Below are 14,647 nucleotides of genomic sequence, written 5' to 3' on the forward strand. Positions count from 1 at the left end.
GACGACGGTATGTCGGAGAGTCTGTTAGTTCGGTAGTTATACCTCTCGGTCAGGTTTCATCGCTGCACCGTCTTTTTAAGGCAGCGGGAAAGTTATAAAATCAATTTAAGATATTTTTATTGTCAAATAGCGCCACATAAGGAATATTTGGCGCTATTTGGAGAGGCATTCTTGCATGAGTGGTGATGTTGCATTGGTTGCGATAACAGGTGCGACAGGTTTCGTGGGCAGTGCTGTGGTTCGCCGATTGATCGAGCGCACCGGCTATTCTGTCCGGGTGGCGGCTAGAGGCGCCTATGCCCGCACGCAACGTATCAATGTCGTCACCGCGCAGTCTCTGGCACCGGATAACCAATGGGCAAGTCTTGTGACCGGTGCGGATGTGCTTATTCATTGTGCCGCCCGGGTTCATGTTCTCAATGAAACTGCTGACGAGCCCGATCAGGAGTATTTTCGCGCCAATGTCACTGCGACGCTGAATCTCGCCGAGCAGGCGGCAGCGGCAGGGGTCAGGCGCTTCATTTTCCTCAGCTCGATCAAGGCCTGCGGCGAGTTCACGCGCCCCGGCGAACCGTTCAGGGCGGACGATCCTTGCCATCCTCTGGATGCTTACGGCGTCTCCAAGCAAAAGGCCGAAGAGGGCCTGCGCGCGTTGTCCGTCCGGACCGGCATGGAGGTGGTGATCATTCGCCCGGTTCTGGTCTATGGTCCCGGGGTCAAGGCTAACTTTAGAAGCATGATGCGCTGGCTCGACAAGAGGCTGCCTTTGCCCCTCGGGTCTGTCGATAATCGCAGAAGCCTTGTGGCGGTGGATAATCTGGCCGATCTGGTAGTGGTCTGCGTCGATCATCCTGCTGCGGCCGACCAGACGTTTCTGGTCAGCGACGGGGACGATCTGTCCACCACCCGGCTTCTGCGCGAAATAGGCAAGGCCCTCGGCAAACCGGCCCGGTTGCTGCCGCTGCCTGCGCCACTGCTGAAAGGCGTTGCGGCACTGCTTGGCAAGAAAGCTTTTTCACAACGGTTATGCAGCTCTCTACAGGTCGACATCAGTAAAACCTGTAGGATGCTGGACTGGCATCCACCTGTGAGTATTGAAAAGGCCATGCAGGATACTGCTCGATATTATCTGGAACATGACAAGCATGATTGAGTGGCTGTCAGTAATCGTCATTGCCTTTCTGTCTCTGATTCTAACGGCGTTGCTGCGCAAGTATGCCCTCGCCAGAAGTTTGATCGACGTACCGAATGCCCGCAGTTCGCATTCCATTCCTACGCCTCGGGGCGGCGGCGTTTCCATCGTCGTCGCGTTTGTCATGGCGGTGGTCATCCTGGCTTGGATGGGGCATTTGTCTGCCCCGGCTCTTGCCGCAATCGTCGGCTCGGGTGGCCTGGTCGCTGTGATCGGTTTCATGGACGATCATGGGCACATCGCGGCACGATGGCGCTTGCTGGGGCATTTTGTTGCCGCCGCCTGGGCGTTGTTCTGGCTGGACGGGCTTGCTCCGATTGACGTCATGGGCTGGACGTTTACGCCTGGTCCGGTCGGACAGGTACTCGCGGCGTTCTATCTGGTATGGATGTTGAATCTCTATAACTTCATGGACGGTATTGACGGGATCGCCGGTGTAGAGGCGGTCACAGTGTGCATGGGGATGAGCATCATTTATGCCTTGGGTGGCTATGTCGGCTTGTCGTGGGAAGCACTCTTGCTGGCCGTGGCTGTCGCCGGCTTCCTCTACTGGAACGTTCCTCCAGCGAAGATATTCATGGGCGATGCGGGCAGCGGATTTCTTGGAATCGTACTCGGCGTGCTATCTATTCAGGGTTCCTGGGCGTCGCCTCAGTTATTCTGGTCCTGGCTGATTCTGCTGGGTGTGTTTATTGTCGATGCTACCGTAACGCTTGTCCGGCGTCTGTTACGTAGAGAACGGCTCTACGAGGCTCATCGCAGCCATGCGTATCAGTTCGCGTCGCGCCATTACGGCAGCCATTTGCCGGTTACGCTGACTGTGGGGCTGATCAATCTGGTCTGGCTGTTGCCTGTTGCGATGTGGGTGGCGCTCGGCGGCGGTGCAGGGCTGATGTGGACGGTAATTACCTACGTGCCCTTGATTTTTCTGGCGCTCAGGTTCCGCGCCGGCGAGGCGGAAATCACGTAACGAAGCCGTTTTCCGGTTGTCTCACACATGTAGCTGTTTCATAAATGCCGGTTTAAGTGATGTTCAAACCGGTAGCACAACGGAGCATTATAGAATTGATGAGCAGGTTGCGGGCCAGTTTGCTGGCCCTACCACGCCGCAAAAAGAGAATAATTCAGGTAGCTGCTGACGTTCTTCTTGTCTGGCTCGCCCTGTGGATGTCGTTTGTCGTACGGCTGGGGATCGACGAGTTGGTCAACCCGCTCGAGAAGCACACGTGGCTGTTCATCAGTGCGCCGCTGGCGGCTATTCCGTTGTTCATTCGTTTTGGCATGTACCGCGCGGTAATGCGCTATTTTGGCAACGACGCCCTGATTGCGATCATCAAGGCGGTCACGATGTCGTCGTTGATTCTCGGCTGCATGGTCTACGTATACAGCAATCACCAGCAATTGGTCCCGCGTTCGGTCATCTTCAATTACTGGTGGCTAAGCATGGTAATGATTGGCGGCTTGCGTCTTGCCATGCGCCAGTATTTTCTGGGTGACTGGTTCGCGGCTGCGCAGCACGTACCCTTTGCCAAGAGTGACAACGGTTTGCAGAAGGTTGCCATCTACGGTGCAGGCGCAGCAGGAAACCAGCTGGTCGCTGCATTGCGAATGGGGCGTTTGATGCATCCGGTGGCGTTCATCGATGATGACGAATCGATTTCCAATCGGGTGATTTCCGGCCTTCAGGTCTACAAGCCACGAAATATCCAGCGGATGATAGATTCCACCGGTGCCCAGGAAATCCTCTTGGCGATCCCGTCTTCATCGCGCGGGCGTCGTCGGGAAATTCTGGGTTTTCTGGAAGGCTTTCCGCTTCACGTACGAAGTGTTCCCGGCTTCATGGATCTTGCCGCTGGCAGGGTCAAGGTCGACGATCTGCAGGAGGTCGATATCGCTGACCTGTTGGGGCGAGATTCCGTCCCGGCCCGAGACAACCTGCTGGAGCATTGCATCAAGGGTAAAACGGTCTTGGTGACCGGCGCAGGAGGCTCGATCGGTTCAGAGCTGTGCCGGCAGATACTGCTGCTGCAGCCCACTCAGTTATTGTTGCTGGACCATAGCGAGTTCAACCTCTACAGCATCCTCTCCGAACTTGAGCAGCGTGCAGCTCGCGAGTCTCTTTCGGTCAAGTTATTGCCCATACTCGGTTCGGTACGCAATCATCCAAAACTGCTGTCGATCATGAAAACCTGGAAGGTCGACACGGTGTACCACGCAGCGGCCTACAAACATGTACCCATGGTCGAGCACAATATTGCCGAAGGGGTCATCAACAATGTCGTCGGTACGCTCAACACCGCACAGGCAGCGTTGCAGGCAGGGGTTTCCAACTTCGTTCTGATTTCCACCGACAAGGCGGTCCGTCCGACCAACGTGATGGGCAGCACCAAGCGCCTTGCCGAGTTGATATTGCAGGCGTTGAGTCGCGAGACGGCCCCCGTGATTTTCGGTGACAAGGCTAACGTGTACCAGGTCAACAAGACGCGCTTCACGATGGTTCGTTTCGGCAATGTACTCGGGTCGTCCGGCTCGGTCATTCCGCTGTTCCACAAGCAGATTCAGTCGGGCGGGCCGCTGACGGTTACGCATCCCAAGATCACCCGCTACTTCATGACCATCCCCGAGGCTGCTCAACTGGTCATACAGGCAGGCTCAATGGGGCATGGCGGAGATGTGTTTGTTCTGGACATGGGCGAGCCGGTCAAGATTGTCGAACTGGCCGAGAAAATGATCCATTTGTCCGGCTTGTCCATTCGTTCCGAGAAAAACCCGCAAGGCGATATCTCCATCGAGTTCACCGGGTTGCGTCCTGGCGAAAAACTCTATGAAGAGCTATTGATCGGGGACAATGTCGTCGCCACCGAACACCCGATGATCATGAGTGCGAATGAAGATTGTCTGCAGTGGGATGTCCTGAAGGGCCGTCTTACAAAACTGCTGGATGCGGTAGATCGTGACGACTACAACAGTGTGCGTCAATTACTGCGGGAAACCGTCAACGGGTATGCGCCGGAAGGTGAAATCGTTGACTGGATGTATCAGGAACGCAGCGGCGAAACCTGATCTTATCAGTCATTACGGGGCCTGATCAGCCACAGACATACGTTGATTGATCTGGACATAGTCGGCAACGCTCGACTTCTTTTCCAGGACGCAGCAGTGCTCTAAGTTTCAGGCACAGCATGTGGAATGCTGCCTTGAACTGCTATGGAGCTTTAATCTATGCGAACCAGTATCTTCAGCGCCTTGATCTTTGCTTTGCTCACCAGCACCTCGGTCGCGGTCAACGCCGATCCTTCGTCTCAGCCTCCGGTGTCTCAGTCAGCCATGATGGAGAACGCAGCGCCCGCTGCTGCTCTTGAGCAACGTAACGACAGGGTCAATCTCAATACCGCTGATGCACAAACACTTCAGAAAGAACTGGCGGGTATCGGCAAGAACAAGGCCGATGCCATCGTTGCCTATCGGGACGCCAACGGCGAATTTACCTCGGTCGATGAGTTGATCGAAGTGAAAGGCATCGGCAAAGCCATTCTGGAGAGGAATCGCGAGAAACTTGCAATCGACTGACGGTCCCGGCAACTGAAAACACACAGGCCGATGGTTGATCGGCCTGTGTGTCTGGGAACTTTCAAACGGGCGTTATTGCTCCCGAGAAAGTCTTGTTTTCAATCGTCAATTGGCGCTCCTTTTTATCTCCTGTTTGAGATAGTCCCGGGTCGTGTCGAGAATGCGCAGTGACAGTTCGTCGTCAAACGCACTACGGGCCAGTACCAGGCCACCTACCAACGCAGACAGTACCGGAAGGCTTCTGGATTCCAGACCGGTCGGCGTCAGGGACTGATCGAACTGTTCCAGCAGGTGAAGGATGATTTTATCCGTCGTCGCGCTGGGTTGATCGCGCTGGCCCAGTTCCAGGCACATGGTCGGTAACGGACAACCGCCGTCCGACGCATCACGACTGGTGAGTGATAAGTAGAGATCAATGAATTCACTGAGCGAGTCCTGTCTGGCGAAAACCTCGCTGGTGATTCCTTTTACATTGTCGAGGGCGTGACTCAATGCCTGTTCAACAAGATCATCCTTGGATTTGAAATGCGCGTAGAAACCGCCGTGGGTCAAGCCTAGTGCCTTCATCAAAGGTTGTAAGCCCGTAGCACCGATGCCATCGCGACGAAAGCGCATAGACGCTTCCTTGACGATGCGTTGGTGCGTTTGGGTCTTATGATCGAGCGCGTAACGCATGCGCTGAGTCTCCAGAGATTGGCCAAGGTGTCAGCGCATTTATACATGGATAGATGAAACGATGCAGCAGGCTTTCGCTCGCAATGAGAACTTCAGCTCAATAAGTCAGGTGAATACCTGACTATTTATCCAGATAATGAGTGAGGCTGGCTCTGGACAATTCGCCCAGATGACTGCCGATCAGGCGTCCGTCAGGCGAATAGAAAAGAGTGGTGGGCAGCGCCGCTGAACCGACCTGGCGGGCGAACTCGCCGTGCGGATCCAGAAAACTGTTGCTCAGCACCAGTTGCTGTTGAGACAGATAATCGCTGACTGCCCCGGCGCTTTCGGCCTGATTGACGAATAGAAATGTAATGTCCTTGCGTTGCCGTTGCATATCGCGCAGTACCTGCATTTCGCGGCGACACGGAGGGCACCAGGTGGCCCAAAGGTTGATGACCACCGGTTTACCCTGGTAGTCGGAGGCCCTGGCCGGCTCGCCAGTCAGCGTCCGAAGCGTTGTATCAGGCAGTGCAATTCGCCTTTGATAATGGTCCAGGATCAAACCGCCCGATACCCAGATCGCCAGTCCGATGCCCGTTCCGAACGTCAGCGCGCGACGCTGTTCGGCACGGTGCCAGCCGATAATCAAGACGCCCAGCAGGGCGCAGATAAGCCCAGGCCAGGCCATAAAGCCGCCATCACGGATGTCCAGCGCCTTCCAGGGGGTGTCGCTGTACTGCGCGAAATAGGTCAGAACGAATGCGACACGTGCGGTGACGATGCCCAGAATGAAAAGTCCGAATACGGCGGTCTTTCTGGACAGGGTATGCCGGACGAGCCGCGCCTCTACCCAGGTGGCCGCTATCAAGGCGCCCAACAACAACAGGTGGGATATCGCAAGGGCGAACGGCCCGGCGCTGATGCTCAACATCGTTTTTGGTCCTTGAAGGGATTTTTGCCGGGATCACATTCAGCTGCCGGTGCGCTCATCGGCCTGACGACCATCCTTTGCGCACTGCATAGGCGCGGCATGGTATCGCTGCTAACCCCTCCAGGAAAAACGCAGAACTGTTCCCGGATGTTCGGCCGTGTGGGCGGCTGGATTGAGCTCGTAAGCTGTTTGAATACTGATTCCTCGACAAGAGGTCGACCGTCCTCCAGCCCTTTGTACAGAAGGCGTACGCTCGAATGCCGGCTTGTTGTGGAAGAAACTATTGTCCTACAAGCCTTTGACTTCTGGCGTCAATCCCGGAGAATCTCGCCCGCTGTTTTCGAGGGGAGCGCTGAACTGCCGGTTTTTTCGACGCGTTTCCCTTTTTGATAAACCGGCCACGGAGAGTCGACCGGATGAATGATCAAGCTAATGGCGTCGTAGAACGCCTGGATGTAGCTCCCGAGAGCGTTGCGTCGTGGAATCGTAATGACACCACCTGGATGCTCGGATTGTTCGGTACCGCCATCGGTGCGGGTACCCTGTTTTTGCCAATCAACGCAGGTATCGGTGGGTTCTGGCCGCTGATGGCGCTGGCGCTGCTGGCATTTCCCATGACGTTCTACGCCCACCGTGGGCTGACTCGTTTCGTGCTGTCCGGGCGCGAAGGAGCCGATATCACTGAAGTGGTCGAGCAGCATTTCGGCAAAAGCGCCGGCGCGATGATTACCTTGCTGTACTTCTTTGCAATCTTCCCGATCCTGCTTATCTACAGCGTGGCCCTCACCAATACCGTGGGCAGTTTTCTAGAGCATCAGTTGCACATGACACCGCCGCCACGCGCAGCGTTGGCGTTCGTACTGATCATGGGGCTGCTGGCGGTGGTGCGCTGTGGCGAGCGGTTCATTGTCAAGGCCATGAGCCTGATGGTTTACCCGTTCATTGTCGCACTGCTGTTTCTGGCGGTATTCCTGATCCCGCACTGGACAGGTGGCATTCTGAGTACCGCGACGACCTTTCCAGAACCCTCGGCGTTCATACCGACCCTGTGGCTGGCTATTCCGGTGATGGTGTTCTCTTTCAACCACACCCCGATTATCTCGGCCTTTGCCGTTGATCAGAAGCGCCAGTATGGTGAAAACGCCGAGGTGCGCAGCTCGAAGATTCTGGCTCGCGCTCATGGTTTGATGGTAGTGATGGTGTTGTTCTTCGTGTTCAGTTGCGTATTGACGCTGTCGCCAGACCAGTTGGCCGAAGCCAAGGCGCAGAACATCTCGATCCTGTCCTACCTGGCCAACCACTTCAACAATCCGACTATCGCCTTTGTCGCGCCGCTGATTGCATTCGTGGCTATTTCCAAGTCGTTTCTCGGCCACTACATAGGTGCCAGCGAGGGCTTGAAGGGGCTGGTTCTGAAAGCCGGTCGTCGCCCTGCGCCGAAGGCACTGGACCGTATGACAGCGGCCTTCATGCTGGTGGTGTGCTGGCTGGTTGCAACGCTTAATCCGAGCATTCTGGGCATGATCGAAACGTTGGGCGGGCCTGTGATCTCGGCCTTGCTGTTTCTGATGCCGATGTATGCCGTCTACAAGGTGCCAGCCATGCGCAAATATGCCGGTGCATGGTCCAACTACTTTGTGGTGGCCGCTGGTGTGGTGGCGATATCGGCACTGATCTTTTCGCTGACTCGCTGACTCGCTGAGCCTGACCGCCAGAGCCTAGAAGGCTGCGCCGATGTCCCGGCGCAGTCTTTGTTCAGGCTCTACGGCGATGATCAATCCACTGGTTCGGGATACAACGGCCTGGACAAGTGCATGATGCTGGCATAGTCGTAAACGTACTGACGTCCTGCATGGCTGGTCGAACGCAATTGGTCGATCAACTGTCGCTCTTTCTTGTTCAGGTATCTCAACGCCGGATCTTGACTGGACTTCAGGCGATCACGTTCATGGGCGTCAGGGAAAGCGATGACGTTCGTCATGAAAAATCTCCTTGGGTTTTAGTCCTTGTTTGCTTTGATGTTGCCCCGGTTGCGGTGGTGATGGCGACGGTTCACCTTACCCACAAAAACTTGGTGCGATCAACCCTGCAGATGCCGGGTGTGTCACATCGTGAGTGTGATTTCGTAGGATTGTCCGTTGCCGTTGATGACAATCTGTACGGCATCGTCTTCGAATTTGCCCAGCAGACTTTGCCCCAACGGCGCTTTGGCCGTGATGACCATCACCTGTTGATCCCCTGCGCTGACCTTCAGGCCAGCGGCGTCGGGGCCCAGAAACAGGCAGCGGGTCTGACCGCTCAGGGCTTCGACGACGATCAGATCACCGGTCTGAATACCGCGTGATTCATCGAATGGCTTGAGTGTCCAGTTCCGATAGGCGGCCAGTGACTGACGGATTTCCTCGACGCGTCGCGCTTGGCCTGCCGCCAGATAGGATGCCTCCAGCCCCAGCGTGTCGTACTTGTTCTCGGCAATGTTCTCTTCGTGTGTGGCTGTTTCGTAGGCGGTCTGCGCCGCCCGCTGTGCGATATCCAGATCGCTTTCCAGCTTGTCGATGATCAGTTGCAGCACATCCTGCTTGTTCATGGTTTATCCGCAGTACTGATTGATGCTGGCACGGCTTTTCTCGCTTGGTGCAGTACGATCCTGTTGTATCCAAAAATCACACTTCGAACGGTTGAAGGTGCGCTGCTGTTGTTCCTGAGCTTGCTCATGAGCCTGACGCGCCTCGCTTTCACGCAGACTTTGCTCGTACTTGCGGAACATTTCAGTCTCCGGCGCGGAGGATGGCGCAGTTTTTTGCACAGGCGGGGCAGTGATCTGTATCGCGGCGTTTTCCAGCGCCTGGGTCTGCGCCGCCGGCAGGCTTTTGTAAAACAGCAGAGCGGTCAGAAACACCGCCATTGCGCCCAGCCAGATGCCCAGCGCAATGCAGACAATCAACTTCAACGACACATACAGATCGCGACGGCGGGTAGTGGACGACATGGCTGAACTCCTTGCAGGGCAACAGATGTGATTGTGCCATGCCTTATGGCCGGGCATGAAAACTGTGCTGTCCATTGGCAGTCGGGCTGGTGACAGCAGGCCGTTCTGAACGACAATCAGCGTTTTTGCCATCCAGCCTCAGGGAGCCGGGATGAAAGCCTCATGGGACATTTTTTGCAGCGTAGTCGACAACTACGGTGATGCTGGCGTGACCTGGCGTCTGGCCCGCCAACTGGTTGCCGAGCAGGGTTTGCAGGTGCGTTTATGGATCGACGATCTGTCGGCCTTCGTTCGCCTGTGCCCCGACGCGAACCCGCAGGCGTTGCAGCAGTGTCACGAGGGCGTGAGGGTGTGCCAATGGCCGACCGAATGGGTTGGTAGCGATATTCCCGATGCCGTCATCGAAGCCTTCGCGTGCCGCCTGCCGACGCGGTACATCGAGTCCATGTTGCAGCGCTCTCCGAGGCCGCTGTGGTTGAATCTTGATTATCTCAGTGCCGAGGACTGGGTATCTGGCTGCCACGGCCTGCCGTCGCCACAGATGAACGGATTGAAGAAGTTCTTTTTCTTTCCCGGCTTTTCCGATACCACAGGCGGCCTGCTGCGCGAAAGAAACCTGATCGAGCAGCGGCAGGCGTTTCAGCGGGACACGGCCGCAAGGCGCGTTTTCTTGCAGGGCCTGGGTGTCGAACCGTTGCCTGAGGCTCGTCTGATCTCGGTATTTGCCTATGAAAACCCCGCGCTCGGCAGCTGGCTTGACGCGCTGGCCAGCAGCACTCGGCCGACTCATCTGCTGGTGCCCGAGGGGCGCATTCTTGGCGATCTGCGGCGCTGGCTGGGTCTTGGCGATGAGGTGCATGCCGGGTTCATGCAGGTAAGGAGAGGGCTTACGATTCAGGTTTTACCGTTCATCCGCCAGGAACACTACGATCGTCTGCTGTGGAGCTGCGATTTCAACATCGTGCGCGGCGAAGACTCGTTTGTCCGTGCGCAATGGGCAGGTCGGCCGATGCTCTGGCACATCTATCAGCAGGAAGACGATGCGCACCTGCCCAAGCTTGATGCGTTTTTGACGCTCTACCTGGATGGTCTTGAGGCCGCGGCAGCTCAGGCCTTGAATCAGTTCTGGCAGCGCTGGAATGCCGGCAGCGATCTGCACGAAAGCTGGGAGGCGCTCACAGAGCACTGGCCGCAGATCGACAGGCATGCCGAGCGCTGGTGCCTGCAACAAGCCGCACAGACTGATCTTGCCACGGCGCTGGTGCAGTTTTATGTAAATTCGCTATGATACGCGGCCTTGATACAAGGCTCTGTACTAAAAAGGCCTGAGCAGGCTGTTTCTCGTACAGAGCCTTTGGTTAATTCCATCCAAATTCGGATATATGCAATGAAAACTGGTAAAGAGCTGAAACCCGGTACTGTGATCCGTCTCGAAAACGATCCTTGGCTGGTTCAGAAAGCTGAATTCACCAAGTCCGGTCGTAACAGCGCGATCATGAAGACCAAGCTGAAAAACCTGCTGACCGGTTACAAGACCGAGATCGTTTACAGCGCCGACGACAAGCTGGACGACGTGATCCTGGATCGCAAGGAAGCCACCCTGTCTTTCATCAGCGGTGACACCTACACGTTCATGGACACCACTGACTACACCATGTACGAGCTGAACGCCGAAGACATCGAAAGCGTTCTGCCATTCGTCGAAGAAGGCATGACCGATGTCTGCGAAGCCGTGTTCTTCGAGGACCGTCTGGTTTCCGTAGAGCTGCCGACTACCATCGTGCGTCAGGTTGACTACACCGAAGGTTCGGCTCGTGGCGACACGTCCGGCAAGGTCATGAAGCCTGCCAAACTGAAAAACGGCACCGAGCTGAGCGTTGCTGACTTCATCGAAATCGGCGACATGATCGAGATCGATACCCGTGAAGGTGGTTCCTACAAAGGCCGTGCCAAGTAAGCACGGTTGTGTAACCCCGTTACGCAAAAAACCCGCATTGCTGCGGGTTTTTTTGTGCCTGACATTCTTGCCGCACCGCCATGCTGGCGGTGTCAGACAGTCACGTGCAGACGCACATCGACATTGCCACGCGTGGCGTTGGAGTAAGGGCAGACCACGTGAGCGGCATCGACCAATTGCTGGGCGTCAGCCTGTTCCAGACCTGGCAGGCTGACATGCAGGTCGATGTCCAGACCGAAACCGCCAGGGATCTGGCCGATTCCTACGTGAGCAGTGATCGAGGTGTCTGTCGGAATGCTGCGTTTGCTTTGACCCGCAACGAATTTCAGGGCGCCGATGAAGCAGGCCGAATAACCGGCAGCAAACAGCTGCTCAGGATTGGTGGCTGCGCCGCCAGCACCGCCGAGTTCTTTCGGGGTCGCCAGCTTGACGTCGAGAATCTTGTCGTCGGAAACAGCGCGACCATCACGGCCGCCGGTGGCGGTTGCAACTGCGGTGTAGAGAGTGTCCATGAGCTTTCCTCGTTCGATGGCGACGTTTTTGCGCAAAATACTTGCGCGCTAAGTAATTACAACGCAAAGGTAGCTTGATGATAGTTTGCGCGCAAGCTAAATTTCGAAAAATTTATTGAGGCCTGTACGAGGCAGGGAGATTGCCGTTGCGGCAGGCTGGAAATTCTCTCAGCCCCGCGGTGCATGGGGCTGGTGCGACGAGAGGCAAGCAGAGCCGAGGTATCGTTTGTCTTAAAGGCTTTGGTGCAAATGGTCACGCAAGTCCAGCAACTGGGCCTGCAGATCATGAAGTCTTTCCATGTTCAGGCCGCTCGCCGACAAAATACAGCCGGGCACGTTCAGTGCCTGGTGTTGCAGTGCACGACCTTGTTCAGTCAGATGCAGCAGCACCACGCGTTCGTCCTCCTTGCTGCGGGTACGGCTGATAAAGCCTTCGCCCTCAAGGCGCTTGAGCAAAGGTGTCAACGATCCGGGATCGGTAAGCAGGCGCGTGCTGACATCACCCACGGTAAGCCCGTCTTTTTCCCACAGCACCATCATTGCCAGATACTGCGGATAAGTCAGGCCGAGCGCCTGGAGCAGCGGTTTGTAAACTTTGGTCATCATCAACGAAGTGGAATACAGGGCGAAACACAATTGGTTGTCCAGCAGCAGCGAATCGCAATCGGCAGATGCAGCGTGGCCAAGGCCTTCGTCGGCACTCATATCAGGTCCTCAAATTCAATCGAATGAGTTTAACTTAGTGGTGCATTCTTTAACGCGCCAGATAAATCCGCTCTTGCAGGTTCACCGCGCTGGCATCGCGCGTCGTGCGCGAAAAAAACGGGATCACCGGGTGTTGGTTGCGCGCAGGACTGCGTAGCATTTGGCCATTGACCGGGTGGGGATGTAGTGTGATTGAAATTGTGATGTTTGTGTTACTGGGTGCGGCAATGGGCACCCTCGGGGGACTGTTCGGAATCGGTGGTGGTCTTGTGGCAATTCCCGCGCTGGGGGTGCTGTTCGGTCTGGATCAGCAATTGGCACAAGGGACGGCGTTGTTGATGGTGCTGCCTAACGTGTTGCTCGCCTTGTGGCGCTACAACCAGCGCAACCGGATTTTGCTGCGCAATGCGCTGATGTTGATCGTTCCCAGTTTTATGTTTGCCTGGCTGACGTCATTGCTGGCGGTGCGCATCGACCCTCAAGGCATGCGCTTGGGTTTTGTCGGTTTTCTGGTGGTCCTGACGGTATTCAATGTCGCGCAGATGTACTGGCGCAGCAATCAGGCTGCTGGCGGCTTGCGCCATGAAAAGTGGTTGTGGCTGCTTGGCGTCGGCTCCGGCGTGACCGGCGGTCTGTTCGGTGTAGGCGGCGGGGTGGTTGCAACGCCGATCCTTACCAGCGTGTTTGGCGCTACACAGGTTGTGGCCCAAGGGTTGGCGCTGTCGCTTGCAGCGCCGAGCACCGGGATCACGCTGGTTACCTATGCGTTGCACGACCACGTCAACTGGTCGATGGGCGTTCCACTGGCCATCGGCGGGCTGGCCAGTATCAGTTGGGGCGTCAGACTGGCGCACTCGTTGCCGGAGCGAACGCTGCGCCTGATGTTCTGCGTGTTTCTGGTGTTCTGTGCGGTGATCCTCGCGCTCAAGGTTTGAAGCCGTCGATGATGTAATCGGCCATGCACTCGGTGATGGGCGAGGTGGTTTTCGGATTGCGCAGCAGCACGATGCTGGCCGTTGGCAGCTCGGGCAATTGTTCGGCCTCGCCGAGGATGCGCAAATCCGCTGTGATCAGGCTTTGAAACTGTGCGGTGACTGCCAGGCCTGCGCTGACCACTGCGGTGATTGCCGCCATGCTGGAGCTGCTGTAGGCGATACGGTAATCACGCTCGACGCTGTCCAGAGCATTGCAGGCCCAGTCGCGGCAGAAGCAATGCGTATTGAACATCGCCAGCGGGACAGGCGTTCGCTCATGGGGTGCAAAGCCGATGGCCTCCATCCACACCAGACGTTCATGACGCAGCAGTGTGCCGATCTCGGTGCCGGGCTTGCGCGTCACAATGGTCAGATCAAGATCCTGGCGTTGCAGCAGAAGGTCCGAAGGCTCGCAATGCACTTCCACCTGAACCAGCGGATAGGCCTGCGCGAACTGCGCCAGAATGCCGGGCAGGAAGCGCATCACGTAATCGTCCGGGGAACCGATTTTCACCACGCCGACCATGTGCGGTTCGCGCAGCGTGTTGAATACCTCGCTGTGCAGCTTGAGAATGCGTCGCGCGTAGCCGAGCAGTACCTGACCCTCTGCAGTCAGGTTCAAAACCCGGCCTTCCCGCTGAAACAGCGGGCGCTGCACGACATCTTCTTCCAGGCGTTTCATCTGCATGCTGACCGCCGACTGTGTGCGGTTGACGGCCTCACCTGCGCGGGTGAAACCACCGTGGTCGGCAATCGCCACGAAGGTGCGAAGCAGCTCGGTATCGATGCTCGGATAGCTGGCCAATACATCAATCTCCCAGATGGACTGCATAAGAAACATTCGTTGGATTGATCTTATGCCAGGGGTGAGACTTCAGTCATCCCGTCTGGAGGGCAAGATGATGAAAGGTCAAAAAGGTTATGTATTGGTAGCGGTCCCTGCCTGGCAAGCTCGGCTCGGTGGCAGGCTGGTTGCGTGGACGCGTCGCATGCGGCGTTGGCTGGAGCTGCATCGCCAGCGCCGTTATCTGGCGCAGATGAGCGATGCGGCATTGAAAGATATGGGCTTGAGTCGTGCAGACATCCTGGAAGAGACCGAACGGCCGTTCTGGGACGATCCACTCAAGCGCTGACGGATCAGCGCATGAGTGATGTAGGTC

Annotated in this window: 17 protein-coding genes; 9 read left to right on the forward strand and 8 right to left on the reverse strand. The window is 56.5% G+C overall.

The window, feature by feature from the left end:
• Positions 1–175 precede the first annotated feature (175 nt).
• The 4 genes from ALO80_RS15510 to ALO80_RS15525 all read left to right on the forward strand — a co-directional run bounded on the left by ALO80_RS15510 (position 176) and on the right by ALO80_RS15525 (position 4,762).
• Complete coding sequence (locus ALO80_RS15510) at positions 176–1,153, forward strand: UDP-glucose 4-epimerase family protein (protein WP_055009626.1); 978 nt, start codon at positions 176–178, stop codon at positions 1,151–1,153.
• Complete coding sequence (locus ALO80_RS15515; protein ID WP_055009627.1) at positions 1,146–2,162, forward strand: MraY family glycosyltransferase; 1,017 nt, start codon at positions 1,146–1,148, stop codon at positions 2,160–2,162. The genes ALO80_RS15510 and ALO80_RS15515 overlap by 8 nt, the downstream gene beginning before the upstream one ends.
• A gap of 98 nt (positions 2,163–2,260) precedes the next feature.
• Positions 2,261–4,255, forward strand: coding sequence for a polysaccharide biosynthesis protein (locus tag ALO80_RS15520; RefSeq protein ID WP_055009628.1), 1,995 nt, complete (start codon positions 2,261–2,263; stop codon positions 4,253–4,255).
• Positions 4,256–4,414: 159 nt separating this feature from the next.
• Complete coding sequence (locus tag ALO80_RS15525; RefSeq protein ID WP_055009629.1) at positions 4,415–4,762, forward strand: ComEA family DNA-binding protein; 348 nt, start codon at positions 4,415–4,417, stop codon at positions 4,760–4,762.
• Between the two features lie 105 nt (positions 4,763–4,867).
• Here ALO80_RS15525 and ALO80_RS15530 read toward each other — a convergent pair whose 3' ends face one another.
• Together ALO80_RS15530 and ALO80_RS15535 are read right to left on the reverse strand one after the other, a co-directional pair.
• A complete protein-coding gene (locus ALO80_RS15530; RefSeq protein WP_055009630.1) occupies positions 4,868–5,437 on the reverse strand; it encodes a TetR/AcrR family transcriptional regulator in 570 nt (189 codons plus the stop codon).
• Positions 5,438–5,558: 121 nt separating this feature from the next.
• Complete coding sequence (locus ALO80_RS15535) at positions 5,559–6,350, reverse strand: TlpA disulfide reductase family protein (protein WP_055009631.1); 792 nt, start codon at positions 6,348–6,350, stop codon at positions 5,559–5,561.
• A 416-nt stretch (positions 6,351–6,766) separates the two neighbouring features.
• Here ALO80_RS15535 and ALO80_RS15540 point away from each other — a divergent pair, with 416 nt between their 5' ends.
• Positions 6,767–8,044 (forward strand): aromatic amino acid transport family protein, encoded by a 1,278-nt coding sequence (locus tag ALO80_RS15540; protein WP_055009632.1) that lies wholly within the window; start codon positions 6,767–6,769, stop codon positions 8,042–8,044.
• A gap of 80 nt (positions 8,045–8,124) precedes the next feature.
• On the opposite strand, the gene ALO80_RS15545 is transcribed toward ALO80_RS15540, so the two are convergent.
• The 3 genes from ALO80_RS15545 to ALO80_RS15555 form a co-directional block, all read right to left on the reverse strand.
• On the reverse strand, positions 8,125–8,331 hold the full coding sequence (locus ALO80_RS15545) for a hypothetical protein (RefSeq protein WP_002554553.1): 207 nt from the start codon (positions 8,329–8,331) through the stop codon (positions 8,125–8,127).
• Between the two features lie 123 nt (positions 8,332–8,454).
• The gene (locus ALO80_RS15550; RefSeq protein WP_054987898.1) at positions 8,455–8,937 is read right to left on the reverse strand and encodes a GreA/GreB family elongation factor; all 483 of its coding nucleotides are present in this window, start codon (positions 8,935–8,937) and stop codon (positions 8,455–8,457) included.
• Between the two features lie 3 nt (positions 8,938–8,940).
• On the reverse strand, positions 8,941–9,339 hold the full coding sequence (locus tag ALO80_RS15555) for a hypothetical protein (protein WP_055009633.1): 399 nt from the start codon (positions 9,337–9,339) through the stop codon (positions 8,941–8,943).
• 151 nt (positions 9,340–9,490) lie between these two features.
• Here ALO80_RS15555 and earP point away from each other — a divergent pair, with 151 nt between their 5' ends.
• Both earP and ALO80_RS15565 read left to right on the forward strand, forming a co-directional pair.
• Positions 9,491–10,627, forward strand: a complete 1,137-nt coding sequence (gene earP, locus ALO80_RS15560) for an elongation factor P maturation arginine rhamnosyltransferase EarP (protein WP_055009634.1) — start codon at positions 9,491–9,493, stop codon at positions 10,625–10,627.
• Between the two features lie 99 nt (positions 10,628–10,726).
• On the forward strand, positions 10,727–11,296 hold the full coding sequence (locus tag ALO80_RS15565; RefSeq protein ID WP_002554550.1) for an elongation factor P: 570 nt from the start codon (positions 10,727–10,729) through the stop codon (positions 11,294–11,296).
• A 92-nt stretch (positions 11,297–11,388) separates the two neighbouring features.
• Here the strand turns inward: ALO80_RS15565 and ALO80_RS15570 are convergent, their stop codons facing one another.
• Entirely contained in the window at positions 11,389–11,808 is a 420-nt protein-coding gene (locus ALO80_RS15570; RefSeq protein WP_054987901.1) for an organic hydroperoxide resistance protein, read from the reverse strand.
• Positions 11,809–12,039: 231 nt separating this feature from the next.
• The gene (locus ALO80_RS15575; RefSeq protein ID WP_055009635.1) at positions 12,040–12,513 is read right to left on the reverse strand and encodes a MarR family winged helix-turn-helix transcriptional regulator; all 474 of its coding nucleotides are present in this window, start codon (positions 12,511–12,513) and stop codon (positions 12,040–12,042) included.
• A 188-nt stretch (positions 12,514–12,701) separates the two neighbouring features.
• Between ALO80_RS15575 and ALO80_RS15580 the strand changes: the two genes are divergently transcribed.
• Positions 12,702–13,448 carry a sulfite exporter TauE/SafE family protein gene (locus tag ALO80_RS15580; protein WP_055009636.1) on the forward strand — a complete coding sequence of 249 codons (747 nt, stop codon included), beginning with the start codon at positions 12,702–12,704 and terminating at the stop codon, positions 13,446–13,448.
• Here ALO80_RS15580 and ALO80_RS15585 read toward each other — a convergent pair.
• A complete protein-coding gene (locus ALO80_RS15585) occupies positions 13,438–14,292 on the reverse strand; it encodes a LysR substrate-binding domain-containing protein (protein WP_211372063.1) in 855 nt (284 codons plus the stop codon). The genes ALO80_RS15580 and ALO80_RS15585 overlap by 11 nt on opposite strands.
• 94 nt (positions 14,293–14,386) lie before the next feature.
• Here ALO80_RS15585 and ALO80_RS15590 point away from each other — a divergent pair, with 94 nt between their 5' ends.
• Complete coding sequence (locus tag ALO80_RS15590) at positions 14,387–14,620, forward strand: DUF1127 domain-containing protein (protein WP_055009638.1); 234 nt, start codon at positions 14,387–14,389, stop codon at positions 14,618–14,620.
• Positions 14,621–14,647 lie beyond the last annotated feature (27 nt).

Source organism: Pseudomonas caricapapayae, from assembly GCF_001400735.1.
Lineage (GTDB): Bacteria > Pseudomonadota > Gammaproteobacteria > Pseudomonadales > Pseudomonadaceae > Aquipseudomonas > Aquipseudomonas caricapapayae.